This window comes from Pseudomonas sp. LAMO17WK12:I1, assembly GCF_900177315.1.
GTDB classification, from domain to species: domain Bacteria; phylum Pseudomonadota; class Gammaproteobacteria; order Pseudomonadales; family Pseudomonadaceae; genus Aquipseudomonas; species Aquipseudomonas marginalis.
The window spans coordinates 163,638-189,309 of the sequence record NZ_FWZV01000002.1 but is presented as its reverse complement, the minus strand read 5'-3'; the positions used below and the strand labels follow the sequence as shown (position 1 = coordinate 189,309).

Sequence of the window (25,672 nt, the reverse complement as noted above, 5' to 3'; positions counted from 1 at the left end):
TCTCCTCATTTTTCTTATTTTGATGAACCGTCGAATGGTCAGTGCTCAGGGTCGGCGGCCACCGCAGTGGGAAAAGCAGACCCGCTACCCCGCAATCGAATGCAGGCCACGGCCACCAACAGTTGAACGCCCGCGACGATGCCCAGCGCGGCTGGCAAAGCGCTGATCGCCCCACCCGTGATCGCCAGTACCACCACCGGGCTGGCGAACTCACCGGCGAAAAACATCGACGTAAAGCCACCGGCAGCGCGGCCGCGCTGCTGGAAGTCGACCTGGGACATGATCCAGGTGAGCAGGGTCGGCATCATCAGACCGATACCCAGGCCGTTGATGAGCACGGCGATTACCACCAGCCCATGACTGTCGGCCACCGCCAGCAACCCGCCCCCGATGCCGGCCGCAACGAGGGCTAGGAGCATTTGCCGGTACGCTGGTACGCCACTGAACAGACGGAAACTCAGGGCGCCGACCAGCACGCCGAGCTGACTCGCGCCCATGGTCATGCCGATCTGCTGCGCCCCTTCGACGTGCAACAGGTTGAGCAGATAACCCACTTGGACCGGCACAATGAACAGGCTCAAGCCCGCCAGGAATGCCAGGGCATACAGCGGTGCCAGGGCGCGCCAGGGGAATGCCCTGTTCACCGTTGTCGCGGTGACGACCTGCGCACGCGGCTCCCACAGCAACCAGGCCATCAGCGGAAGGAACACCAGGCCCAGCCCATACAGGGCAAACGGGATGCGCCAGCCCTGCTCGCCGAGCACACCACCGACGGCAATGAAAATCGCCGCCGACAACGAGGTCGCGACCATTTGCAGGGCGAACATGCGTTCACGCCGCGCGCCGCTGTAGTAGTCGCCCATCATCGTGGTGCAGCAGGTCATGATCGCCGCCTCGGCCACGCCGATGCCGGCGCGGCTGATGACGATGACCTCTAGCGACTCCAGCCACAGCGGCAGCACGCCACAGACGGTGTAGAGCACCATCGCACCGATCAGCAGCGGCTTGCGCCCCAGCCGGTCGGCGATGATCCCGGCCACGGGTGCCAACAGTGCAATCATCAACGCCGGCAGCGTCAGGGCAATGGGCACCAGCACGGCCACACCCGGCGTGTCGGCGAAGTGCTCCTGCATGCGCGGCAGGATGGGGGCCAGCAGCACCGCGCCGAGTACCGGCAGGCAACTCCCGAGCAACAGCAACAAGGATTGCGGCAGCCGCGCCTGGCGTTCAACGTTCATTACGCACCTCCGGTGGTTGGGTCGCGCAGAACGCCATGCCGAAGGCGCTCAGGCCGGCGATCAGGTCAAGCCATAGGGACTGCTGGAACAGAGATATACGAGGCATGGGAAAGTCCTTTCTTGTTGTTATGACGCGACAATGTTAGCGGCCGCTGTTGTCGTTTGATCGTGTCTCGACGTCAGACGCAGTGAGTGCTTCACACAAGCCCCCTCCTCGGCTACGGCCGGTATCAGCGGCAAGCTCGTCGAATGGCTGGGTTTAGCCTCGGCTGGCCCCGTGCTCACACGCTTGCTCGGCAAAAGGAAGTGAGCCAGGGCTGGCAACAGCACCAGCGCGCCGACCATGTTCCAGACGAACATGAAGGCCAGCAGCACGCCCATGTCAGCCTGGAACTTGATCGGCGAAAACATCCAAGTGGCCACGCCGATCGCCAGGGTCACCCCGGTCAGCATCACCACCTTGCCGGTGGACAGCAGTGCCCGGTAATACGACTCAGACAGGCTTGTGCCCTGGCGCATATGACCGAGCAGGATGCTCATCACGTACAGCGCGTAGTCGACGCCGATGCCCACGCCGAGGGCGATCACCGGCAGGGTCGCGACCTTGACGCCGATGTTCAGCCAGACCATCAGCGCCTCACAGAGGATCGACGTGAGCATCAGCGGAATCACCGCGCAAATCGTGGCACGCCAGGAACGGAAGGTAATCAGGCACAGCAGGATCACCGCGCCGTAGACCCAGAACAGCATTTCGCGGTTGGCCTGCTTGACCACAATATTGGTCGCTGCCTCGATCCCGGCATTGCCAGCGGCCAGGAGGAACTGGACGTCGTCGGTATTGTTCGCCTCGGCGAATTGCTCGACGTGGTCCACCAGGCGGCTCAGGGTTTGCGCCTTGTGGTCGGAGAGGTAGACGTAAAGCGTCAGCAGGCTGCAGTCCTCGTTGTACAAACCGCGCGGAGCCCCCGCGGTGACCATGTTGAGCATCGCCTGGTTGTTCTGCAGCTCGTACCATTTCGGGCTGCCTTCGCTCAGACCCACCAACATGCGGCGATTGAGCAGCGCCAGGGAATTGGTCGAATCCACTCCTGGCAAGGTGCGTAACTGCCAGTCGAGGGCATCGACCTTGTTCAGGATGTCATAGCGCGAACAGGCGCTGGCGGGGGTCTTGATCATGACGGCGAACAGATCGCTGCTGGCGCCGTAATGCCGGTTCAGGAACGCGTCATCCTGGTTGTAGCGCGAGTCGGCCCGCAGCTCGGGCGCGCCCGCATCCAGATCCCCGACTTTCAATTGCAGACTGACGATGAAGCCGAGCGTCGCCAGCGCCAGGCTCAGGGCGATGCACAACGCCGCCCAGCGGCGCTGGGTGAACAGGTCGAGGAAACGCCAGAACCCGTGGCGATGCTGGCCCGCTTGTTCGGCGTGCTCGCTTTTGAGGCTCAGTCGCGCCGCGCGACCGCTGACCCCGACATAGGAAAGCAAGATGGGGAGCAAGATCAAATTGGTGAAGATCAGCACGGCCACGCCGATACTGGCGATCATCGCCAGGTCCTGGATCACCTGGATCTTGATGATCATCAGCACCGCGAAACCCACCGCATCACACAGCAGCGCGGTGAGACCGGCGAGGAACAGACGGCGGAAGGTGAAGCGCGCGGCGACCACCCGGTGCATACCGCGCCCAATGTCCTGCATGATGCCGTTCATCTTCTGCGCCCCATGGCTCATGCCAATGGCAAACACCAGGAACGGCACCAGCACCGAATAGGGATCCAGTTGATAGTTCAGCAGCGGCAGCAAGCCGAGCTGCCAGACCACCGCCACCAATGAGCAGAACACCACCAGCAAGGTGCTGCGAATGCAGCGGGTGTACCAATAGAGCACGACCGTGGTGATCAGGATCGCCACGGCGAAGAAGATCAGGATCTGCCGCAGGCCAGCGATCAGGTCACCGACTTTCTTGGCGAAACCGGTGATGCGGATGTCGATGCTGTCGCTCTGGTATTGGCTGCGCAGCGACTCCAGCTGTTGTGACAGCCGGGTGTAGTCCAATGGCTGACCATCGGGCGTGCGCTGTAGCAGCGGTACCTGGATGATGCTCGAAGCCTGGTCGAGCGCCACCAACTGGCCGATTTCGTTGGACAGTTGCACGTTGCGCCGCAATGCCTCGAGGCTCGCTGCGCCGCCATCGTAGTTGTCCGGAATCACCGGCCCACCCTCCAGGCCCGCCTCGGTCACCGCCACCCAGCGCGTAGCCGGCGTCCACAGCGACTTCATGTACGCACGGTCGACACCGGGCAGCAGGTAAATCTTGTCGTTCAACGCCTGCAGGGTCTTGAGGTAGGCGCTGTCGTAGATGTCGCCCTGCTTGTTGACCACCGCGATGCGCACCGCGTTACCCAGCCCGCTCAGCTCCTTCTGGTGCTCAAGGTAGTTAGCGATATAGGGCTGATGGGTGGGGATCATTTTTTCGAAGCTGGCATTGAGCTCGACACGACTGGATTGCCAACCCAGCACCAGCGTGGTCGCCAGGCACAGCAGCAACACCCACAGGCGATGGTTGAACAATGCTCGTTCGAGCAGCGAGCCGGAGCGCGGATCAAAGTCATCGACCGCATTTGCAGGGGACTGGGGAAAACTTCCAGGGGACTTCATAACCTCACTCCGAAGCGGCAGTGGCTGGCTGCGCAAGACGCTGCAGCCCGGTGAAACCGGCAACGACCAGGCTGCCATCGGCGGCCTCGATCACACTTGAAACAGGCTTGCCCAAGGGTTTGCCCAGCGGCAGTAGCGCCGCCCCGGTCTGCTCGCTGTTGCGAAACAACGTGCCGCCCTGGTTGACCAGCAGCAGTTGGCCGTCGGCCAAACGTGTGGCGTCGTTGAAGGAGATGGGTACGGGCACCGACAGACGCTGGAAACTTGCGCCAGCGTCGTGGGAAACAAAGGCATTGCCCTTTAGACCGGCGACCACCAACGCGCCATCGGCACGACTTTGCAGGGTGAAGAAGCTGCCTTCGTAAGGGCTATCCAACTGACTGAACGACACCGCGTCGTCGTCCGAGCGCGCCAGGTAGCCCTGCTCCCCAGTCAGGAACCATTGTGTGCCCTGGCGACTGATGGCGTACAAGTGCAAGCCGTTCGGGTTGGCGATACGCCCCATCAGCGACTGCCAGGTGGCGCCACCATCAGAGGTCAGCAGCGCCAAACCGTAGGCACCGACGATCAACCCGCGGCGTGCATCGACGAATTCCAGCGCCAGGAACGGTTTGTCTGGACCATCGGCGACAAGACGCTCGGCATTTTGTACCCGTACCAGGGCCGCATCCGGGTCGGTAGCCGTGGCCTGGCTCGCCTTGGCGGCATCCAGTTCCAGCTGTGCCACGCGCACGCCGTCGAGCTGCAGCGTCCAGTGCTCGCCACCATCCAGCGTCGCCAGCACCACACCGGCGTGGCCGACGGCCCAACCCTTTTGCGCATCCACGAAATGCACCGCCGTCAGGCTCACCGAAACCGGCACCGAGGCCTGACGCCAGCTTTGCCCGTTGTCGTCTGAGAGCAGCACCAGGCCGCGCTCGCCCACGGCCACCAGACGCGTGCCGGCACGTGCCAGGTCGATCAATACGCCGTTTTGCGCAGCCGGTACCCGCATGGCCGGGGTATTGAGCGGCACCCCCACCACAGCCGGCCCGGCCAGGCACTCGCTCGTGGCGAAGGGCAAATACAGGGCCAAGAGCAACGCGCTCGCCTGACTGATTCTGTTCATAACCTACCTCGGACAAACACTCGTACCCCAAGGACACGCCGACAGGCATGCCCTTGCCTCTCAGCTCAGTTAACGCACGCCGCGTCCAGCCATCGCCGCTGGCGAGAACTCCGAGGCCTTGTAGCGATCAACCGCGTGATACTGTTCCGGCAATCCGGCGTAGAGGTTCTGGATAAACCACGCGCCGGAGGTCAGGTCATAAAAACCGGCAGACAGTTGCACGAGGCCTGGCAGATCAGGCAATACGGAAGGCAACGACCAGAGGGTCTTGGCCAGTTGACCGCTGGCGTCCCAACGGTCGCCGAGCAGAGCCTGCCAAGTGTCCTCGTCGAGGTAGTAACGGCCCTTGGGCAACTGGTGGCGCTTGCCGGCGGCCAACGTCGACTCGACCACCCAGACGCGGTGCAACTCCCAGCGCACGTAATCCGGATTCAGATGGTGCTTGCCTATCAGGTCCTGCGGCTGGGCAGCGTTCTGCAACTTGTTGGTGTTGTAGGGGACGTACATTTCCTGCTTGCCCACCAGTTTCCAGTCGAACCGGTCCGTACGGCCCTGCCATACGAACAGTTCGTCGAAGGACATGACCCCGGCGGTGGACGGCGTCGGTGTATCGCAACAGGCGTTGGGTAGCGTGCGCACGCGGCGCTGACCGGCCAGATAGACATGGGCCTGGGATTTGTCGCCGTTGATGTTCTCACGCCCCAGGATCTGTTCGCCGGCACGAATCGCCGGGCCGGAATTGACAAAGTGCACCTGCCAGTAGTCACCCGAGTAGTTTTCAGGGCCGCCCTCTTGGAAGTAGTAGGGCATTTCCTGGGTCAACAGGCCGTCGCTCGTCATCACCTGGTTGCCGTCGGCCGTCATCAGATAGTGGCGAAAATGCCCCGCTACCGAAGTGCCCCGCCAGTTCAGCACATGGTTCCAGATGGCTTCGGTACCGTTCTGTGGAATCGGGAACGGGATCCCGCCATAGGCACCGTCGGGGATCAGTCCGGCGCTGCTGTCGACCAGTTTGGCGCGGGTCGCATTCTTGAACGTGTTGTCATAGACCCACTGCGGCGCGGCCGCCGTGCGCCGGGTCGGATAGACATCGATGCGATAGGTGTCCGGGAAACGCTTGAACAGCTCCTTGGTGCCGTCGCTGAGTTTGTCGGCGTACTTGGCCAGGTTCTGGGCGGTGATGCTGTACAAGGGTTTGTCCGCAGCAAATGGATCGCTGCGTTTGCCGCCCGGGACGTAGCCTGGATCAACCTTGGTGTAGCCACCGTCCCAGGCCGGAATACTGCCGTCGGCATTGCCGGCTTTCTCGGCACCGAAGGGCGTCAGGGTCTTGCCCAGCGCGGCCGCTTGTTCGGCGCTGGCGGCCAAGGCCATCGGCGCGGCAGCGGCCAGCAGGGTTAAGCACAAGGCCTTTAGAGTGAACTGAATGGTCATGCGCAAATCCTCTTAGAACGTGGTCTTGACGGAGAAAGCCAGGTAATCCCGATCCTTCAGCGACTGCTTGTAATTGAACTGGTTGGCGGCGTTGAGGCTGGTGTCCTCGGGACCGTAAAAGTGGGTGTAGGTCAGCCCCACCGTCACTTGGTCCAAATAGGTGGCGGAGACGCCGATGTTCATGTCCCCGCCTCTGTCGGGGCCGAACCCGCTGATCACAGCCGACTTGCCCATGGGGAAATAGCTGATGCCCAGCGGCACGCTGATATCCACGCCCGGAAAGAACTGGCGATAGGTGGGCGTGTAAACCAACTTCAAGCCCAGGCCATCATCAGTGGCGTTAGGGTCTAGGGCGGCGCGGTTCCTGGTTACGGCGAGCAGGCGGTTCCAGGCGATTTCCCCTACCAGGCTGGCTTCATTGGCGACGAAGGAAGGGCCCAGCGATGCCAGGACGTTGAGGTTGACGTGGGCCGTACGGCCGACGGCATAGAGGGCGTCGTCGTTGTTGTCCGCCTCGGCGCCCGGCAGGACGGTCTGGGCGTTGGACACCAGCGGCATGTTCCAGCGCATCGATGCCTCGCCGGCAAAGCTGTACTCGTTCACGGAGGTCGCGAAACTGGCGCCCAGGACCCGGATATCTTCCGGGTAGACCCAGGAATATTCGCCGACTTGCCCGGTACTGAAGTTCGGCCCGGTGGCATTCGGCTTCAAGTACAGCGTTGGGGTTTTCTCGTGATATTGGAGTGCGTACAGGCCGTAATCCGTCGTCCCGGTGTTGTACTTGAGCTGCAGGCCGCCCTGGCCGGAACTCCTGGCTTTCTTGTCCTTGCCATGGAAAAACGCAGCCGGGCTGTTGGCATTACCGCCGAGGAAATCCGGGAACGGCCCGCCGGTGATCAGCCGTTCATTGCCGTCGCCGATGGTATCGCTGGTGGAGAAATAGCTACCGGCGCCCGGCAAGCGGGTGGCTTCCCACTCCAACTGGTAGAAGGCGCCCAATGACACATCGTCGGTTAGTTGGTAGGCGGTCGAGAGCTGGTTGACCGGTCGGGTGATTTCCTTGAATTGGGTGTTGGGCACCGATTGCGCCTTGACCACGTCCACCGGCGCCATGGCTCCGGCAATGCCGTTGCCGCCGAAGAACAGGCTCTCGCCCCAGATCAGCCCGTGGCGCCCGGCGCGAACCGACAAGGTACGGTCGGCCAGCTCACCGTTCCAGTAGACGAACGCATCCAACAGTTCACCGTCACCGCCGTGCAGTTGACGGGTATCACTGGTGAACTCGTTGAAACCCACCGAACGCTGGTTGGCACTGGCCGCGTCGTTGTTGTCGTTGCGGTCCTGGTAGACAGTGTCGTACCAGGCCGCACCGCTCAGACGGGCACCAAAGTTGTGAAAACCGATATCCAGTTCGGAAAGAATATCCAGCCTATTGGAGATCAGCCCCTTGCCGAAATTGTGATCGCCGTCATTCTGGTTCAGCGCCGTCTGCCCCTCGCTGAGCTTGCTGCTGGGATCCTTCAGGCGCCAGGCCGCGCTGTACTTCAGCGTGTTGTCCCAGCGCAAGCTGAGATCGGGATTGCCGGTGTCGATCTGAAAGGCCTGGGCAGCCGAAGCGCCAAGCCCCAGGCTGGCCGCAAGGGTCAGGGTGAAGGGGACGCGCCGCGACGCAGCGAACTTGCGAGTAGCCATCGAAGTAACCCTCTTTATTGTTGTTGTATGCCAGCTCTTCTGGTGAAACGGCGCCCGCAGTCGAACCGGGCCAAGCCTGCACAGGCATGAAACTTCCGTGGGAAAGCGAATTTGGTTTTGTCGGCGCCTTAGATAGGCTCTGCCGTGACCTCGAGCGTCCGCCTGACCAGGCCGATCCGGTCGAAGCTGCTGTTGTCGTGGGCCATTTCCTTGTCACCGGCCAGCACCGAGCTGTCGCTGATGAGTTTGCAGCGCTCATAACGGCGCGCCATAAAACGTTGGAGCTGCTGCTCACCGAACAGCAAACCGCGCATTGTTGAGTACAGGCCATCGGCGCCCACGACCAGGTCGTAACGACCGCGACGGGTATCGGTGAACAGCACATCAACGCCCTCGCCCACCTGCTCAAGCGACTCGACGCTCAGGCCCAGGCGGACCGAGACACCAAGGGCAGCAACGGTTTCGCTGAGGACTTGATGCAGAGCCAGGCGCGAGATGCCGACGTTGGCTGGATACTCCGAGCCGGCCAGGCGCTGACCGGAGATTCGCGCCAGCTGTTCACCGGCGGTGGTATTGATGGTCACATCCTCGAACGCGTAGGCGGCGTCCAGGTAAGCATCCAACACACCCAACTTGGCCATCTCACGGACGACATTACTCTGCTGGATGATGCCAACGCCGTAGACTGTCCACTGCGTCTTGAGCTCGACAAGATCGACTTCGATGTCCTGGCGACGCAAAGCGATTGCGGCACATAGACCACCGATACCACCACCGACGATAAGCACCTTTTTCACTGCGTTCATGCTCGTCTCACTCTTATTCTTGTTATTCACGCTAGCGTTCTACCGAAGCGATCCCGGGCTTCACCACCGGCTGTGTTTGCACGCATTCGCTACCGCGTTGCGTTCACTTTCTCGGCAAAGCAGGCGTTTGACTAATCGCATGTAGGGATACGATGTATCAGCTACTGCGATACGTTGATCAGGATGCATACGCCTCCAACTGACCCGCTTCGAGCACCAGCCAATCGGCCTCTGCATGCCATTGCAGTGCGCTCAGGCTTTCTCCCAGGCACGGCCCGTAGACGCACAGGCCACTGTCCGGAAGGAACCGCGCACCATGGGCGTAACAGACGATCTGGCGGCCATCGACGCTGAGAAAACGATCCTTACGGTACTCCAGGCGCACCTCCAGGTGCGGACAGCTGTTGCGATAGACCCGCACCTCGCCGTCATGGCGCAGGGCGAACACACTGTCCTTCCCCGCGCCCAGGGGATCGAACCCGCGGGCCTGCCCTTCCACCAGTTCATCCAGGCGACAGAGCACCAGGGCCTCGTGACTCATGGACGACCTCCACACTCAGGCCTGCTTGGGCGGCGGGCCGCTCGGGAACCACTTTTCCCGGGAAGTGAACAGGAACAATTGCGAGTTATCCGCCGACAACGGCGCCTGGCGCGCTTGCCAGGCGTCATCGTGCTTGTCCATGTCGGCGTCGTATTCGATGTGGCAACCCAACGGGCTGTTGAAGTACCAGAACCAATTCGAGCCAAAGAGGTGACGGCCCGGCCCCCAGAAGCTGGTCCAACCTTGCTGCTCGAAGCGACGCCCGGCCAACAGCACTTCCGTGCCGCTGCCCATGTGAAAGGTGAAGTGCTCGCAACCCTTCATGTGTGGCGGCGTCTGGATCATGAACAGGCAGTGATGGTCATCGGAACCGGCCGGACGCATGAACGGGCCTGCGCCAACAAGGGTGTCGGTAGTCATGAAGCCCAGTCGCTTGTAAAAAGCCTCGGCCTTGGCCGCATCCGGCACGAAATACACCACGTGGGACAGAGTCCGCGGCAAGGCCTGCATATCCGGGCTTATGCCCGGCTGATTGACCGGACGCTGGGGAGCGTGGCCCGGTGAGTTGGTCAGATCGGCTGGCGCACTGTACGCACGCCGCACGCTGATCTGAAAACCAATGGCAAAGCCCATGTCGTCCACGCTGTGCACGGAGCCATCGGTACCGCGGGTCACTGGGCGGTCGCGCCCCAACTCATCGGCGATGGCCTCGAGGTCAGCCACGCTGGCCACGCCATAGACGGTTTCACGAATCGACGGGGCAGGCCCGATGGCCGCCGGCAGACGGGCATCGTCTGCAAGACGGATAATCACCGCCGTGCCGTCCAGGGCTTCAAAACGACCGCCCTCGCTGTCGACATCGACAGGGAGCAGGCCGTAGTCACGCAGGCAATGGGTACAGGCTTGAATGTCGTCGACGCCAAAAATCAAGGCATCAAGGCCAATGATGTTCATTGAGTTGCCACTCCATTGTAATTATTCAGCGCAGGCCAGCACCCCGCTTACGGGAACCGTGCCAGGCGCAGCGCTGCCGAGGCGGGTGTTGAAGTCGATGAAACGTTAGCCAACCGACTGTGGGCCGATACTGAAGGGGCAAAAACTCACTGACTAATCGCTTGTCGGGATGCGACCTATCGGCAAATGCGATACCTGGCTGCCCAGCGCAAGTGACATGGAAAATCGAACAGGCATCGTTCGATTCACCCACTCGCGGGGCTTGACGCCGCGATAGGAAGACCGGAAGGTATTTACAAAATAAATACAAGAATCGAGACCGCCATGCGCTTTAACCACCTGGATCTCAATCTCCTGGTGGCGCTGGATGTGTTACTGGAAGAGCAGAACATCACCCGCGCCGCCGAACGCCTGCACATGACCCAATCCGCCACCAGCGGCGTACTGGGCAGGCTGCGCCTCTACTTCGAAGATGAGCTACTGGCGCAGGTCGGACGCAAGATGCAGCCCACGCCTTATGCCCGCGAACTGGCGGCGCCGGTGCGCCAGGTGCTGCTGACGATCCAGTCCTCGATCACCGCCAAGCCGGTGTTCGACCCCGCCACCAGCAAGCGCCATTTTCGCTTGGTCACTTCGGACTATCTGATTAGCGTCCTGTTCGCACGGGTTATCCAGAAGATCTACCTGGAAGCCCCGCACATTACCTTCGAACTGCTGGGCCCCGGCGACACGTCCACCGAGATGTTGATGCGCGGAGAGGCTGACATGATGATCGTGCCTGAGCACTACCTCATCGAAGGCCACCCATCGCAGCTTCTATTCGAAGAGGAGCACGTTTGCGTGGTGTGGGACGGCAACACCCAAGTGGCCGACAGCATCACCCTCGATCAGTACATCGAGATGGGTCATGTCTCGGTGATTTTTGGCCGAAACCGGCAACTGGGCGTCGAAGAATGGCTGATGAGCCAGTACGGTTTCACGCGTCGCATGGAAGTGGTGACCCACGACTTCAACACCTTGCCGCAGTTGATCGTCGGCACCCAACGCGTCGCCACCATGCTCCAGCGCATGGCCAGGCTCTACGCCAACTACCTCCCGCTGCGCATCTTGCAGCCTCCGGTGAAAATCCCGGTAATGCGTGAGTTCATGCTCTGGCACCGGACCATGGAGGGGGATCCGATGCACCGCTGGCTCCGGGCAAAAATCAGTCAGATCATCAACGAGCTGGAGCAGTAATAGCGGCCATTACTCGCAGGCGAGGTCAGGTACGAAAGTGCCCGACAGCCGCCTTGAGCTCGCCGCCAACCTGTTGCAAGCCGGCCGTTGAGACTTGCAGTTGTAGACTTTCCCTGGCACTGCCTTCGGCCACTTCGCGCACCCGCGTCATGCTCTGGCTGACTTGCTCGGCCACCACACTCTGCTGCTCGGCCGCCGCGGCAATCTGCTGGTTCATTTGCTCGATGCGGGACACCGCCCGGGTAATCCGCGCCAGTGCCTGGGAGGCTTGCGCGGCAAGCACCACCGTTTCATCGCTCAGCACATGGCTGCCTTGCAAGCGCTCGGCGGCTTGTTGGGCAACACTGCTCAGACGAACGATCAACCCTTCGATTTCCGTGGTCGAACGCTGTGTGCGTCGTGCCAGGCCACGCACCTCATCGGCGACCACAGCGAAGCCACGACCATGCTCACCCGCCCGCGCGGCCTCGATGGCGGCGTTGAGCGCCAGCAGGTTGGTCTGCTCGGCCACCGCCTTGATGACATCGAGCACACCACCAATCGCCGCGCTCTCCACCAATAGCGACCGCATGGCTTCAGCGCAACCCATCATTTCCACAGCCAAATGGTCAATCTTGCCACTCGCCTGGCGCACCAGCTCATCACCTTCCCGCGCTTGTTGGTCGGCATGTGCCACCGCTTCGCTGGCTTCACCCGCGTTGCGCGCGACCTCCTGCGCCGTGGCGGCCATCTGTTGCATGGCGGTGGCGGCCAACTCGGTTTCCTGGCGTTGATGCTCGACACCACGGCTGTTGCTCAAGGTCACCTCGGCCAAGCTGCCGGCCATGCCGTTAAGCGAGCCGACACCACGGTCGATGCGCCCGACCAATGCCCGCAGGCTGCCCAGCATGTTGCCCACGGTGCCCAACAGTTGACCCAATTCATCACGACGACCACTGTCTGGCGGCGGATCACTCAGGTCCCCCGCCGCCACGCGCTGGACTAACTGCACAGCCTGGCGCAACGGTTGCACAATCAACTGACGGATCAGCAGGCTGGCGCCAATGCCCAAAGCGAGTGCCAGAACAGTGATCAAACTCAATTGGCGATCAGCATCGCGATTATCGTCCAGGACCGCCTGCCTTTGCTGCTCATCGGCCTGGGCCAACAGCTTGCTGACCTGCTCGGTCTGCGCGTTCATCGCCGCGCTGCTTTGCGCACTTTGCCCACGGCTGTCGACGAACTCACGGAAGGCCTTACGGTAGTCCCCCAGGGCAGTGCTCGCCTCCTGCAGCGACTCGCCTTGCTGCTCGCCAAGATCGAGCGCCTGCATGGCGGCCAGCAGGTCACTCATGCTCATTTCCCAGTCGCTGCGGTAACGCTCCTCGCCATCGAGCGAGTAGTACAATTCGCTGTCGCGCAACTTGGCGAGCTTGTCACGCAACGCGGCCGTCTGCTCAAGCAACACCATCTGATTGCTGTCCGGCGGGATCCCCTGCCCCAACCGGGTGTTGAGCGCATCCAGTTGATCGAGAAACAGCAGGGTAAAACTGTCGCCGGCCGTCTGCGCCAGTGCCTGCATGCGCAGTCGCGCTTCGCGAGCCCGACGCAACGAGTCGGCATAGTCGAGGAACTGCTCCAGGTAAGCGCTGACGGCTGTGCGAACGGTGGTGTGCGTTGCGCTGTTGGTCGGCTGATCATCGAGTTGCTGGTTCAGTTTTCCGAGCGTCTCGCGTACCTGCTCCAAGCGCTGCGAGGCCAGATCCAGGGCGAATGCTTTCTCGTCGATACGCGCACGCAGGATCAGTGCCTGGATCGATGATTCCTGACGCGATTGCTCTGCGCGCTGCTGCATCACACCCAGGGAACGAAAAGCCGTGAGCGCGACCCCCAGGGTTACCAGCAGCACCAGGCCAAAACCCAACAATAGCTTGCCCCCTACCGACAGATTTCCGAGCACGCGATTCAATACGAGCATGTCCAACTCCTCGCACGGTCATGGAAAAACAGCCTGCCGTTGGCGCACCTGATCGCTGCGCCGGTTTTGGACTCACTCATCTGTCGATACCTTGTTCTTGTTGTTGTGCGCGCCCGGACTCCAACCAACGGCGCGGTGCAGCGTCAACTCTAGTGAGTCGTACCTCAACGGCACCAATCGCATCCTGCGTTATGAACAATCGCAAAGTACGATGATAGGTATCCGGATTTGCGGCTTGAACGTAGAGCAGAAGACCCTTAGGCCAGAGGCGCCCTTACACTCCATCTGCGTTCGCAATACCTCCCATCCTGACTCGCGATTGGCCAAACAATGGGTCTCCCCTTAGCCTGCTTCGAACCGTCAGGTTTGGCGTTCCCGGCCCCGGTTTTGGCCGCCTGCCTTTGCTTGCACAAGGACAATAACAATCATGTTTCGCTACTTTCCGACCAACTACGTGTGGAATCTTTCCGTCGACCTGGCCATTGAAATGGGCGCTCGCATTGGCGAAATCGAAGAAATGTGCGCGCCGCTGCAAGAAGCCGCCCAACAGCCGGATGCCGCCGGCAGCAAGGCCTTCCGTGAAACCTGGGCGAACATGGCCGACAAACTGTGCGGCCTGGCGGAAGAAGACGAAGGCAAGGGTCGACTGTTGTCTGCCGGTGAAAAATACAACCGCGCCGCGACCTATTATCTGAGCTGCGAACGCCTGCAGGCCCACGGTGCACCTGGCCGCACGGAGCTGTACCAGCGTTTTCTAAACACCTTCCAACGCGGTATCGAACTGGCACGGGAAAATTGCGAGCGCGTTGAAATCCCTTACGAAGGCAAATACCTTTCCGGTCTGCTGGTCCGTGCCGAAGGTGTCAGCGGCCCAGCGCCAATCCTGGTGCAGGTCAATGGTCTGGATTCCACCAAAGAAATGAAATACCGCGTCGGCCTGCCCGCCTGGCTGGCCAAGCGTGGCGTGTCGTCATTGATCATCGACCAACCCGGCACCGGCGAAGCATTGCGCCTGCACAACCTGACCGCGCGCTTCGACAGCGAACATTGGGCCAGCCGCGTGGTGGACTGGCTGGAAACCCGCGACGATGTCGACGCCAAACGCATTGGCCTGGAGGGTGTGTCGCTTGGCGGCTACTACTGCCCGCGCGCGGTAGCCTTCGAGCCGCGCTTCGCCTGCGGCGTCGTGTGGGGTGCCAACCATGACTGGCGTGATGTGCAGAAGCGTCGCATGGAAAAGGAAGGCAGTTTTCCGGTACCTCATTACTGGTCGCACGTGTCTTGGGTATGGGGTGCCAAGGACACCGACGAGTTCATGGCCATCGCCGAGAATGTTCATCTGGACGGCATCCTCGACCGCATCAAGGTCCCCTTCCTGGTCACCCACGGTGAAAAAGATTCGCAGATTCCATTGAAGTGGGCCCACCGCACGTACGAACAGTTGGTCAATAGCCCAAAACGCGAACTGAAAATCTTCACCGAACGTGAGGGCGGCGTGCAGCATTCGAGCTTCGACAACAGTATCAATGCCGGTCAATACATTGCCGACTGGGTGGCTGAGGTACTCGGCGGTCGTACCGCATGATAGATAAGAGATCGGTGTTCCGGCATGCAGCAAGGGTTTTAGCTTTGAGGTGCGACTGCGCAATCGGGCGATAGACATCAAGGCCTGCCCACCGCATTGGGCGGGGCCCCCACCGTGCTTGAATAGTCGGTCAGACCCAGCCAAGGCTTCGCAGGTGTACAACCCGTTCACCTGCCCAATTTCAATGATCCACTGAGAAAATACTCAAGCGTCTAGCAAGTGCATCTAAACGTCATGAGCTGCAGCAAAAAACACCACTCAATACAGACTGCGCGAAAACGCAGTCTGCCGCGCTTCAAAACAAATGCTTCATCTTATCGGAGCATTTGCTTCACCAGTCGTAGCTTTCGCATGAAACCACTTTGGACCTCCGATTTTCGCTGCTTCTTCCTCCACCACTTCGCATGGATATGGGTGTTCGGATTTGCCATGGGCAGCAATTTGTTGCACAGGCTGACACGTTTGGTCAAAGCCATACTTAACGAACAGCTCCGAAGGGTGCCTGACCTGAATGACACTTACTTAACCTTCTTAGGGTGCCCATAACGACTTTATGAAGCGCGGCAGCTTCAACATCTCCGGCTGGCTGGCGACGGTGTCCCTGGCGGCTTTATGGCAAATCGCATTCGCACCTTACGTCTCAGACTACTCCCGCTACTTGCCGGCCGATGTGCCTGTAGTGTCCACCTTCTGAACCACCTACTTGGGCTGCAGCCTGGCTTTCAGCTTCGGCGCAGTCGCTGTGCTCGCAACTCCGGTGGGCATGGACACCATGGACGCCGTCAAACTTGCCGCCGGCATCATCGGCGCCACTTATGGTGGTGCTGTTCTTGAGCGTGATCAGCCCCAACGCCCTCAACCTATACAGCGCGGTGCTCTCGATCATCCCCCTTGTGCAGACCTTTGCGTATTGCTGGATTCTGACCGCCAAAAGCCGTGCATTGATCTCGATCCGGGTATTGGCGGCATGTGCAATTGCAGCGGTGTTTGCGTCGAAGGAGTTTATCGGCCACTTCGTGGACATGGTGCTAGTGTTACTCGTAGTGCTCGTACCCTGTACAGCAATTAACCTGATCGACTTCTATGCGATACACAACGGCAAACACGACATTGCCTCAATTTTTCGAGTGGATGGCGGCATTTACGGAAAATACAACCCGCATGCGCTGCTCGCCTATGCTGCGGGATCGCAGTGCAGATTCCCTTTATGAACACGCCGCTCTACGTGGCGGCTGATTTCGGAACACATCAACGGTACGGATTTGTCATGGGTCGTAGGATTGGTGGTGACGCCGCTGTTGTATTTCTGCCAGGCAAGCCAAGACCCCGCATACAAGCGCAGGATGAACTCTGGCAAGTTGGTGCATGGTGTCTACTGACGAAGTAGCAACATGTACCAGATTTGCCAAAGGAACGATATTGCGCCCACTATCGCGGGGGACGTAATGGGCAACGCATTTTATGAATAGCTCAACATACCCTTTCTCTGCCAATTAATAATTGGCCATCGCCACCACGAATCCCTCTTTGTTTGTTGTGGCCCGTGCCCCCTAGTTGCGTCCAAACGGCCAAACTCCTGTAGTAACTTATTCATTCACTCATCGAGTTTTTTGCGGTGTGAGGGTGGCCAAGCGCAAGGTTCAGGCTTCGTTCATTTGGGGATTGGTCTAGCCTCTTTCTCTAATTTTGCACTCTCTTCCTCCTTGATGTCCGAGCATCTAACATAATAGTCTAATATTTTCTAAACTTTCATACTGGCAAAGGTAATCTCGTTTCTAGCGATGCTTAGCGCCAAACCAGACTTGTATTTCCCAGCATTCAAAGCCCGCTCCTGAGCAATAGTAGACGCCGAAGCGCGCTCATCATGGAGCGTGACCCCAAAACACCCAAGATAGCTTTGCGCAAATTGCGAAATTGACACAAAGCCGCACAAATAACCTATCTCTATCATTGGCATTAACGTTGTTTTTAACAACTGATGCGCCCTCAACAAGCGCAGCCTGAGGTAATAGCGCGAGGGAGGACAATCTAAATACTTGTTAAACAGCCGTTCTAACTGACGTCGTGAAATACCTAACCTTAAAGGTAATTCGCTAAGTTCAAGAGGCACGGATAAATTTTGCTCCATCAATATAATAGCCGCTTGCAGCTTCGGCTGATTCGCTCCTGCCGTATGCTTGAGCGGTACCCGGTAATACTCATGACCACTTCGCATACGTTCGTGTACGAGTTCTTCCGAGATTGCCACTGCAAGATCACGCCCGTGCTTGATTCTTATCATGTGCAGCATCATGTCCAATGGTGCAAGACCACCCGACGAGGTCGAGTGTTTTTCATCGACAGAAAAAAGGCGCGCGGTGATTGCAGATTCAGGAAACTCCTTGCGCATCGCCTCCAGCCGTTCCCAATGAACACTGCACTTATGGCCATTCAACAATCCCGCCTTGGCCAAGGCCCAAGTACCATTACATACAGCCCCCAATGTGCATCCTTGTTGAGCCTGATATTGCAACCAGCGCACATGCTCCTTGCTAACATGGTTTTTAATATCCACTCCGCCACATACAATAACGATACTGAGGTCGGAAGCATCTCCCATTCTGGTATCGGGGGCAACTTGCAAACCTCCACTGGCACTTACAGAGACACCGTCTCTGCTGAGGGTTAACCATCGATATAATTTTTTGCCAGAGAGTTGATTTGCGATGCGCAGTGGTGCCAATGCTGACGCCATCGAAATTAAAGTGAAATTATCCAACAAAAGAAATCCAACGGTTTGGGGAGCAACCCCCTCTAAATCTTTCATCGCATTTTACCCCTCGCCAGGCACCTCAGCGCCTTTCAATGCGTCGAGGAGTCCGGATGACCTGTGTATGCATATGCAGTCAGCGCCCTTAATACTGCGCAAGGGCTCCGAACCTAAGATAAATACAGTAAAACAACAGCCATTACTGCGGGACCGTCGCGGGTGCTACTTCACTGCTAAACATGACATCAAAGCGTTTTTTATTCGCTGCGTAGTATTCTGCAACGGCTTTGCCTGCTGAGTTTTCACGTGCACTCGCCATCAACATTTCCCAGATCAGATTGGGGGATTTTGAACTTGTTGAAAAATTGCGCCACTTCAGGATACTCGTCGCCAAACCCCTTACGAGCAATTACATGGATTTGCTCTGCACCACCCAATATATGCCTGGGATCATCCAAGTAGCGCAACGACCACTTAAAACATCCAGTGTGGGCTCCACGCGTTGATCAAAGACCACTTGTCACGCTTCAGGTTCCGGTCCAATCGATACGGATGGGCGCTAACTCCTCAGCCTGAACACCCAGGCTGCAGTAGGCTAACACCGAACCTGCAAGCCAACCGGAAAGGGTGCTACGGGTAAACCTCATCATCCTGTATCTCCGCACTTTGTCTTCATAGTTATTATCAAGGCAGTAGAGAGGTATTTTTCTTCATTAGAGCAAGAAGACCTAAAAACAATCAGGCATTAAATATCATGCCACGATAACTTTTTGTTATGCGAAGTTTTCACATCTATATCCCAGTATTAGTCCTGTAGACGACCTCCAGCGATCACGCCTTCATACGTGCTAACAGTACCTGCAAAGGATGGAGTATCTGCACGCCCTCCTGACGCTTAACCTGGCTGCGACAGGAATAACCATCGGCAACCACTCGCCCCGTCTGGTTGAATTTCTCAATCAGCCGCTTCCAGGATTGCCCATAGATCGTTTTGGAGGTTTGGGCGTTTCGCGCCTCATGTCCGTAAGTACCCGACATCCCGCAACAACCGCTAGCCTGCACCTGAAGCGTGAGCCCCATGCGTTCAAAAACTTTCTGCCATTGGCTGATACTGCCAGGCTCATTGGTTTTTTCCGTGCAGTGGGGCAGGAAGTGGTAAGGCTCATTCGCTTGCGTGGCTTTATTTTCCGGCAACGCGTTCAGCAGCCATTCCTGCGCAAGCATTACCTGGGGCGCATTGCCTGGTTGAAGGGTCTTGGCGTATTCCTGCCGATAGACCAGGGTCATCGCAGGGTCGAGCCCCACCAGGGGAACTTGATAGTGCTGGAGGCTGAATAACGACTGCCCATTGAACTGGGCAGCCTTCTCAAACGCTTTCAGGAACCCCTGTACCTGAAGCGGTTTGCCGTTGGGCGCATAAGGTGCCAAGTACACATTGTAACCGAGCCTCGATATCAGCTCTATCCAATCAACCAACAGCGGCGTTTCGAAAAAACGGGTGAACGCGTCCTGAACGAGAATGACGCTTTTTCTACGCTGCTCATCTGAAAGCGCATCAAGCCGTTCAGGTGTTGCTATCGTCACATCCCATCGTCGGCAAACAGCCGCAAAATCCACTAGGCTGAGTAGCGGGCTGTCGATCATTCCGGCTGCTCGCTCGAGAACCCAGCGAACCGGTCGCGCACTCATCACAACATTGTAGAAGCGCGGCATCCTGGCGATATAGGGCACCGTGTATTCCAGCGAGCCGATCAGATAATCCTTGAGCGGACGCAAATAGCGGCTGTGATAGAGCTCAAGAAAGCGCGAGCGGAACTCCGGCACATTCACTTTAACCGGGCATTGGCCTGCGCATGACTTGCAGGCCAGACAACCGCTCATTGCCTCATAAACTTCGTGGGAAAAATCCTGCTGCCCCAACTTCTGCGCGAGGCTGTTCACCGCGCGGCGAGCCACATTCAGTTGCGCGGGTTCGTTGACCGCCAGCACATCGACGCCCTGCTCCCCCTGTAATCTCAGCCATTCACGGACCAGCGTTGCGCGCCCTTTTGGCGAGTGGACACGATTACGCGTTGCCTTCCAGGAGGGACACATAGTGTCATCAGGATCGAAGTTGTAGCACGCACCATTGCCATTGCAATGCAGAGCCGCGTCGTAGCTTCGCCAGACGCGCTCATCAATGGTGCGGTCCAGTTCGCCGCGCAATTGCACTTCGTCAACGCGCGTCAATCGAGCAGACGGGACGGTTTTCGGCGTGGCGATCTTGCCGGGATTGAGTTGGTTGCGTGGATCGAAGGCCGCCTTGAGCGCTTGCAACGCAGGGTACAAATCACCGAAATAATCAGGTACGTACTGGGACCTCAAGCCCTTGCCATGCTCGCCCCACAGCAGCCCTCCGTATTTTTGCGTCAAGGCCGCGACCGCATCGGAGATCGGCCGGACCAGAGCCGCCTGCGCAGGGTCTTTCATGTCGAGGATCGGACGCACGTGCAACACACCTGCATCGACATGGCCAAACATGCCGTATTGCAAGTCATAGCTGTCGAGCAACGCGCGAAACTCGTGGATGAAATCAGCCAGGTTTTCCGGCGGAACGGCTGTGTCTTCGACAAATGGCTGCGGCCTGGCCTCGCCTTTAACATTACCTAGCAACCCGACAGCGCGCTTGCGCATCGCGTACACACGCTTTAAGGCGTCAGCGCCGATGGCGAGCGTGTGCCCCAACCGAACCACTGAGGTATCGCGCTTGAGGTGCAATACGAAGTCGTGAACACGCTGCTGTACCGAGGCTTCATCGTCGCCACTGAATTCAATGAGGTTGATACCGAGGGTCGGCGTCTCCGGATCTTGCGGGAAATATTCAGCAACGCCATGCCATACGATGTCTTTCATCGCCAGCATCAGCACTTTGGAATCCACGGTCTCGATCGACAGGGGCTTCATTTCCATCAGCGCCTTGGCGTCGCGCAAGGCATCCATAAATCCGGCGTACCGAACGTTGACCAGAATGGAGTATTTGGGGATAGGCAGGACGTTTAATTTGGCTTCAACAATGAATCCGAGGGAGCCTTCAGAGCCGCACAGAACGCTGTTCAGATTGAACTGCCCGTCGGTTTCGCGCAGATGCGCCAAATCGTAGCCCGTCAGGCAGCGATTGAGTGCGGGGAACGTCTCCCGGATCAAGTCCGCCTGATTATCCGCGATGTCCACAGCACACCGGTAGACCTCCCCTATCCGATCACCACGTTTTGTCAGTGCCGATAAATGCTCCACACCGACGGAGGCGCTGGTGAGGCGATACCCCCCAAGCAAAACCGTCGAAAGCTCCAGCACGTGATCGCGGGTCTTGCCGTAGGTGCAACTCCCCTGGCCACTCGCATCGGTGTTGATCATGCCGCCAATGGTCGCGCGATTCGAGGTCGAGAGTTCGGGCGCGAAAAACAATCCATGAGGCTTGAGCGCCGCGTTCAGCTGATCCTTGACGACACCGCTCTGTACCCTGACCCAGTGCTCTTCGACGTTTATTTCGAGAATGTTGTTCAGGTGACGGGACAGATCTACCACTACACCCTCGGTGAGTGACTGCCCGTTGGTGCCCGTACCGCCGCCCCTTGGCGTGAGCACCACCGCACTATGTGCCGGCTCGGCCACCAACCGTGACAAAATCGCTACGTCCTGCTCGTCGAGTGGAAACACTGCGGCTTGAGGCAGACGTTGATAAATGGAGTTGTCAGTGGCCAATACCGTCCGGTCGCCGTAACGGCGAGCGATCTCACCTTGAAAGCCGGCTGCATGGAGCGCGCCCAAAAACGCTTCATAGTTCGTATTATGGGTTTCCGGGGGCGACAACCGAGCAATCATGAGTGAGTTCCTGCAGGCGAAAAGCTGATCTATACATTCAAACTACGTATGCTGAGCACAGAGCGCTCTGGGCAGTGGTAGACGGTTTTATCAAGTTTTGCTGCCAGTGGCTTTAATGGCAAACGTAAATCCCGTTGGTTTTGCATGAGTTTTATGAATGAACCCCAGAAGACTGACCCCCTCCATGTCGTTATTGGTTGCCTTTGAAGCTGCCGCACGGCATTGCAGTTTTACCAAGGCCGCCGAAGAGCTGGCCTTGACCCAAAGCGCGGTCAGCCGCCAGGTGCAAACCCTGGAAGCTCAACTTGAAATCGAGTTATTCAGGCGCGAAGGCAGAAGAATTGAATTGACCGCTGCCGGTGCGCTTTACCAGCACGAGTTGGCCGCCGCGTTGGGCCGTATTCGAAGCGCAACCCTGCAGACCATTTCATTCAAGAATGACGGCGGGCCGTTGAACCTGGCAGTGTTACCAACGCTGGGCTCGAAATGGCTGCTGCCGCGGATGCACGAGTTCTACGCCAAACACCCGGAGATTCTGGTCCACATCCATTCCAGGATCATTCGCGAAGACGTTCAGTCTTCCGCCCACGACATGACCGCCATCATCTGTGTGGGCTCTGGAGACTGGCCGGGCTTCATTTCGCATCCATTGCTGACTGAAAAACTGCTGGTCATTGCCAGCCCGGTGGCACTGCCCGACTACCGTTCAATGGCGCCTCGGGACGTCGCCGAGCAGTCATTGTTAAATGTGGTATCAAGGCCCAACGCCTGGTCTGACTGGATTGACAGCCAGGGCATTGACCACAAGGCCATGCGTGCCGGCCCGAGTTTCGAGCTCACGGCGCACCTGATTCAAGCGGTATCAGCCGGGATCGGCATCGGCCTGGTCCCTGAAATCCTGGTGCAGGATGAGCTGAAAAGTGGCGAGCTCGTGGCCTTGTTCGAACCGGTGGAAAGCGGCCGCAGCTACTACCTCATCTACGCAAATCGCTACCAGAACCTCCTGTCTTTGCGCGCCTTCAGTGCCTGGCTCCTATCGCTACCGTTTCCAGAATATTGAGGCTCAGGCCAGAAACTTGATCAGGGTCTCGTAGTAGATTTCCGTCAGCACATCCAGCAGTACGCCGGGTCCTGTCAGAAACGGCAGGCCCAATAACGCCCAGTCGATATGCCGGTCCAGCGCATGCTTATCAAGGATCTCTGCGACACGGCGCTTCAAATCCTCGACGCTTGCTTCGGTCAAAAAGCGAAAATTGAATACCGCGACCAGATCACCCGAAATCACGTTGGTCGCGCCCGTGCCTGCGTTCAGGTTCGACACCTGAAAGCTCGTCGGAGGGAAAACGCGTTGCCACTGTCCCAATGCTCGTTGGCCTGTTCCGACAACGCCGGCGCCGCCAGATGAATCGGATTCTTGGCGAGATGCGGGTATGCAACATGCCCCTCAACACCGCGCACAGTGAGGGGCGCGCCCAGCGAACCGCGCCACCCATTCTTCACGATATCGTCTACCAGTGCGGTGCTGGACGGCTCGCCCACAATGCACCAATCCAGCCGTTGCTGCCGCGCCATCAAGCACTCGACAACCGTCTTGGTCCGTAATGGGCAGGCCCCTCTTCATCGCTGGGGATCAGAAATGCCGCCGCCCCTCGGTGATTAGGGTAATCCACCACGAAACGCTCAGCGGCTACCAACACAGCCGCCAAGCTACCATTCATGTCGGCGGCACCTCTGCGATGCAACATCCCCTGCTCATCGATCAGGGCATCGAATGCCGGAATGTTCCACGCCCGCAACGGCCCGGTGGGCACCACGTCGGTATGCCCCGGCAAAAGACAGCACTGGACCGTTATGGCGACCATGGGACGCCCAGAAATTGTCAAAGCTCTCAATCCTCATCGGCTCCAGTAAAAGCCGACTTGAGCCAGGCGCGCCATCATCAATATCTGGCATCACGCTGTCTATCGAGGAGCCCAAGCACCCCTTCACCGGCCTCCGTCAAAGCGGCACTGGCAGCCAATCTCGACAAGATGGCGATATACCCTGCGATACTGGGGATACCCGAGTTGCGCACGGCCATCGCCGATTAGTGCCAGCAGCGCTTTGCGTAGCGCAGGTCCCGCTGGGCCCTGCGCGCCACATCCTGCCTGCCAACGGCACGCGCGAAGCGCTGTTCGCGGTTCGTCGCGGGCGACGCGGACATCCTCAAAGCCTTTCCTCTGTAACGGACCTACCACGGTTGCGCCATGCCGATGCATAGTCAACTGGCCAGCATGTACGCCTGGAAAGTTGAAGATCACGTGCAAGAAAACCGCGATCTGTACCGGGAAAAATTCGGCGCCGTGCTCGCGATTCTCGCGCCGGTGATGGACGTCAAAAGCCCGATGGCAGCTTCTACCTGTGGGCAAAAGTGCCGATGGATCGATGGCCACCGACACTTTATAACCCCTACCTCCCATAAGTTGTCCCGATCGTTATAGGGCTCAACCTGCAGCCAGTGCGATAGTGCCAAAAAAGAAAGGACTGGTACCAATGTACAGAAATACATCCACCCCGGCCGACGACAATGGCTGCGGCTGGTTCCACCTCAGCCCGTCACGCCACCCGCGCCCTGCCCACAGCGGCCGCACCAAGGCGCGCTGGGTGGTATTGGGCGCAGGCTTCACCGGGCTCGCCGCCGCGCGCCAGCTGGCACTGAAATTCCCCCAGGACGAGATCGTGCTGATCGAAGGGCAACAGGTCGGTTATGGGGCCTCGGGACGTAATTCGGGCTTCGCTATCGACTTGCCCCATGACATCGGCGCCCCCGACTACATCGGCGATCCGGCCACGGCGCGGATGAACCTGAAGCTCAATTACTTCGCTCAATCAATGATACGCACGTGGGTCGCAGACTATTCCATAGACTGCCAACTGCGCTCGGACGGCAAATACCAGGCCGCCGTAGAAGACAAGGGTCTGGCGGTGCTGCAAGCCTACCGCAGCGGCCTGGACAAACTCGGCCAGCCCTATGAAATGATCGATGCCCACGACTTGCCGGAACACCTTGGCACGTCGTTCTATCGCCAGGCGCTTTACACCCCCGGCACGATGCTGTTGCAGCCAGCCGCATTGGTCAGAGGGCTCGCCGACAACCTGCCGTCGAACGTCAGCCTTTACGAAAACACCGTCATCACCCGTATCGAACAGGGCGACAAGATCACGATGCTCCACGCCAACGGCGAATTTGTTGCGGACGAGCTGCTGCTCTGCAACAACGCCTTTGCCTCACATTTCGGGTTCTTACCCGGCCGCCTGCTGCCGGTCTTCACGTATGCGAGCATGACCCGGCCGCTGACCGAAGAAGAGCAGACACGCCTGGGTGGCAAGCAGACCTGGGGCATCATCCCTGCAGATCCTTTCGGCACCACATTGCGGCGCACACCCGACCAGCGTCTGCTGGTGCGTAACAGTTTCAGCTTTAACGCCAGCGGGCAGGCCCAGCAGCGCTTTCTGGACCGCGCCGCCCGCCAGCACCGCACGTCGTTTGATCGGCGCTTTCCGATGCTAGCGAACATGCCGTTCGACTACACCTGGGGCGGCTCCATGTGCATGTCGCGCAACCACTTGTCCTACTTCGGCAGCTTGGCACCGAACGTCTATGCGGCACTGTGCTGCAACGGTCTGGGTATTACGCGTGGCACCGCCACGGGCACACTATTGGCCAACTGGTTGGCAGGTGAACAGGACGAGTTGACGGCCTTCCTGCTAGGCTCGCCCGGCCCCAACCGCAACCCGCCAGAGCCATTGCTGAGCCTGGGGGTGAATCTGAACCTTAACTGGGGCCAGCGCCGCGCTGGCCTGGAAGCCTGAA

General features: G+C 58.9%; 15 protein-coding genes and 5 pseudogenes. 6 read left to right on the top strand and 14 right to left on the bottom strand.

The features are described 5' to 3' along the window. Positions 1 to 38: 38 nt before the first annotated feature. The 8 genes from B9N88_RS03490 to B9N88_RS03455 all read right to left on the bottom strand — a co-directional run bounded on the left by B9N88_RS03490 (position 39) and on the right by B9N88_RS03455 (position 10,431). Positions 39 to 1,238, bottom strand: coding sequence for an MFS transporter (locus B9N88_RS03490; protein ID WP_027603322.1), 1,200 nt, complete (start codon positions 1,236 to 1,238; stop codon positions 39 to 41). A gap of 126 nt (positions 1,239 to 1,364) precedes the next feature. After that, on the bottom strand, positions 1,365 to 3,896 hold the full coding sequence (locus tag B9N88_RS03485) for an efflux RND transporter permease subunit (protein WP_027603321.1): 2,532 nt from the start codon (positions 3,894 to 3,896) through the stop codon (positions 1,365 to 1,367). 4 nt (positions 3,897 to 3,900) lie between these two features. Next, positions 3,901 to 5,004 (bottom strand): YCF48-related protein, encoded by a 1,104-nt coding sequence (locus B9N88_RS03480; RefSeq protein WP_027603320.1) that lies wholly within the window; start codon positions 5,002 to 5,004, stop codon positions 3,901 to 3,903. A 69-nt stretch (positions 5,005 to 5,073) separates the two neighbouring features. Further along, positions 5,074 to 6,438: a DUF1329 domain-containing protein gene (locus B9N88_RS03475; protein WP_027603319.1), complete on the bottom strand. Its 1,365-nt coding sequence runs from the start codon at positions 6,436 to 6,438 to the stop codon at positions 5,074 to 5,076. Positions 6,439 to 6,450: 12 nt separating this feature from the next. Further along, positions 6,451 to 8,130: a DUF1302 domain-containing protein gene (locus B9N88_RS03470; protein ID WP_027603318.1), complete on the bottom strand. Its 1,680-nt coding sequence runs from the start codon at positions 8,128 to 8,130 to the stop codon at positions 6,451 to 6,453. A gap of 128 nt (positions 8,131 to 8,258) precedes the next feature. Beyond that, on the bottom strand, positions 8,259 to 8,936 hold the full coding sequence (locus B9N88_RS03465; protein WP_027603317.1) for an FAD-dependent monooxygenase: 678 nt from the start codon (positions 8,934 to 8,936) through the stop codon (positions 8,259 to 8,261). A gap of 178 nt (positions 8,937 to 9,114) precedes the next feature. Further along, the gene (locus B9N88_RS03460) at positions 9,115 to 9,477 is read right to left on the bottom strand and encodes a Rieske (2Fe-2S) protein (protein WP_027603316.1); all 363 of its coding nucleotides are present in this window, start codon (positions 9,475 to 9,477) and stop codon (positions 9,115 to 9,117) included. Positions 9,478 to 9,492: 15 nt separating this feature from the next. Beyond that, positions 9,493 to 10,431 carry a VOC family protein gene (locus B9N88_RS03455; protein WP_027603315.1) on the bottom strand — a complete coding sequence of 313 codons (939 nt, stop codon included), beginning with the start codon at positions 10,429 to 10,431 and terminating at the stop codon, positions 9,493 to 9,495. Positions 10,432 to 10,755: 324 nt separating this feature from the next. On the opposite strand from B9N88_RS03455, the gene B9N88_RS03450 reads away from it, so the two are divergent. Then, the gene (locus B9N88_RS03450; protein WP_027603314.1) at positions 10,756 to 11,667 is read left to right on the top strand and encodes a LysR family transcriptional regulator; all 912 of its coding nucleotides are present in this window, start codon (positions 10,756 to 10,758) and stop codon (positions 11,665 to 11,667) included. Between the two features lie 25 nt (positions 11,668 to 11,692). On the opposite strand, the gene B9N88_RS33155 is transcribed toward B9N88_RS03450, so the two are convergent. Beyond that, entirely contained in the window at positions 11,693 to 12,493 is an 801-nt protein-coding gene (locus tag B9N88_RS33155; RefSeq protein ID WP_371263344.1) for a methyl-accepting chemotaxis protein, read from the bottom strand. A gap of 54 nt (positions 12,494 to 12,547) precedes the next feature. Beyond that, positions 12,548 to 12,847: pseudogene (locus B9N88_RS33150) on the bottom strand (HAMP domain-containing protein); the annotation flags it as partial. Positions 12,848 to 14,051: 1,204 nt separating this feature from the next. Here B9N88_RS33150 and B9N88_RS03440 point away from each other — a divergent pair. Continuing rightward, a complete protein-coding gene (locus B9N88_RS03440; RefSeq protein WP_027603312.1) occupies positions 14,052 to 15,209 on the top strand; it encodes an alpha/beta hydrolase family protein in 1,158 nt (385 codons plus the stop codon). Positions 15,210 to 15,756: 547 nt separating this feature from the next. After that, positions 15,757 to 16,588, top strand: a pseudogene (locus B9N88_RS03435) (cytosine permease); the annotation flags it as partial. A gap of 362 nt (positions 16,589 to 16,950) precedes the next feature. On the opposite strand, the gene B9N88_RS03430 reads toward B9N88_RS03435, so the two are convergent. The 3 genes and pseudogenes from B9N88_RS03430 to B9N88_RS03420 all read right to left on the bottom strand — a co-directional run bounded on the left by B9N88_RS03430 (position 16,951) and on the right by B9N88_RS03420 (position 21,819). After that, the gene (locus B9N88_RS03430; protein ID WP_027603310.1) at positions 16,951 to 18,015 is read right to left on the bottom strand and encodes a GlxA family transcriptional regulator; all 1,065 of its coding nucleotides are present in this window, start codon (positions 18,013 to 18,015) and stop codon (positions 16,951 to 16,953) included. A 142-nt stretch (positions 18,016 to 18,157) separates the two neighbouring features. Continuing rightward, a pseudogene (locus B9N88_RS03425) lies at positions 18,158 to 18,501 on the bottom strand (glycine betaine ABC transporter substrate-binding protein); the annotation flags it as partial. A 288-nt stretch (positions 18,502 to 18,789) separates the two neighbouring features. Further along, the gene (locus B9N88_RS03420; protein WP_027603309.1) at positions 18,790 to 21,819 is read right to left on the bottom strand and encodes a D-2-hydroxyglutarate dehydrogenase YdiJ; all 3,030 of its coding nucleotides are present in this window, start codon (positions 21,817 to 21,819) and stop codon (positions 18,790 to 18,792) included. Between the two features lie 157 nt (positions 21,820 to 21,976). Between B9N88_RS03420 and B9N88_RS03415 the strand changes: the two genes are divergently transcribed. Then, the gene (locus tag B9N88_RS03415; protein ID WP_027603308.1) at positions 21,977 to 22,879 is read left to right on the top strand and encodes a LysR substrate-binding domain-containing protein; all 903 of its coding nucleotides are present in this window, start codon (positions 21,977 to 21,979) and stop codon (positions 22,877 to 22,879) included. A 42-nt stretch (positions 22,880 to 22,921) separates the two neighbouring features. On the opposite strand, the pseudogene dapE reads toward B9N88_RS03415, so the two are convergent. Beyond that, positions 22,922 to 23,771 (bottom strand): annotated as a pseudogene (gene dapE / locus B9N88_RS03410) (succinyl-diaminopimelate desuccinylase); the annotation flags it as partial. A 186-nt stretch (positions 23,772 to 23,957) separates the two neighbouring features. Here dapE and B9N88_RS33145 point away from each other — a divergent pair. Then, positions 23,958 to 24,241: pseudogene (locus B9N88_RS33145) on the top strand (hypothetical protein); the annotation flags it as partial. 110 nt (positions 24,242 to 24,351) lie between these two features. Further along, positions 24,352 to 25,671, top strand: coding sequence for an NAD(P)/FAD-dependent oxidoreductase (locus B9N88_RS03400; RefSeq protein WP_027603304.1), 1,320 nt, complete (start codon positions 24,352 to 24,354; stop codon positions 25,669 to 25,671). Position 25,672: the final 1 nt, after the last annotated feature.

Coding starts and splice junctions, on each gene's coding strand:
- B9N88_RS03490 (WP_027603322.1), bottom strand. CDS start 1,238: ATGAACGTTGAACGCCAGGCGCGGCTGCCGCAATCCTTGTTGCTGTTG.
- B9N88_RS03485 (WP_027603321.1), bottom strand. CDS start 3,896: ATGAAGTCCCCTGGAAGTTTTCCCCAGTCCCCTGCAAATGCGGTCGAT.
- B9N88_RS03480 (WP_027603320.1), bottom strand. CDS start 5,004: ATGAACAGAATCAGTCAGGCGAGCGCGTTGCTCTTGGCCCTGTATTTG.
- B9N88_RS03475 (WP_027603319.1), bottom strand. CDS start 6,438: ATGACCATTCAGTTCACTCTAAAGGCCTTGTGCTTAACCCTGCTGGCC.
- B9N88_RS03470 (WP_027603318.1), bottom strand. CDS start 8,130: ATGGCTACTCGCAAGTTCGCTGCGTCGCGGCGCGTCCCCTTCACCCTG.
- B9N88_RS03465 (WP_027603317.1), bottom strand. CDS start 8,936: ATGAACGCAGTGAAAAAGGTGCTTATCGTCGGTGGTGGTATCGGTGGT.
- B9N88_RS03460 (WP_027603316.1), bottom strand. CDS start 9,477: ATGAGTCACGAGGCCCTGGTGCTCTGTCGCCTGGATGAACTGGTGGAA.
- B9N88_RS03455 (WP_027603315.1), bottom strand. CDS start 10,431: ATGAACATCATTGGCCTTGATGCCTTGATTTTTGGCGTCGACGACATT.
- B9N88_RS03450 (WP_027603314.1), top strand. CDS start 10,756: ATGCGCTTTAACCACCTGGATCTCAATCTCCTGGTGGCGCTGGATGTG.
- B9N88_RS33155 (WP_371263344.1), bottom strand. CDS start 12,493: ATGGCCGGCAGCTTGGCCGAGGTGACCTTGAGCAACAGCCGTGGTGTC.
- B9N88_RS03440 (WP_027603312.1), top strand. CDS start 14,052: ATGTTTCGCTACTTTCCGACCAACTACGTGTGGAATCTTTCCGTCGAC.
- B9N88_RS03430 (WP_027603310.1), bottom strand. CDS start 18,015: ATGAAAGATTTAGAGGGGGTTGCTCCCCAAACCGTTGGATTTCTTTTG.
- B9N88_RS03420 (WP_027603309.1), bottom strand. CDS start 21,819: ATGATTGCTCGGTTGTCGCCCCCGGAAACCCATAATACGAACTATGAA.
- B9N88_RS03415 (WP_027603308.1), top strand. CDS start 21,977: ATGAACCCCAGAAGACTGACCCCCTCCATGTCGTTATTGGTTGCCTTT.
- B9N88_RS03400 (WP_027603304.1), top strand. CDS start 24,352: ATGTACAGAAATACATCCACCCCGGCCGACGACAATGGCTGCGGCTGG.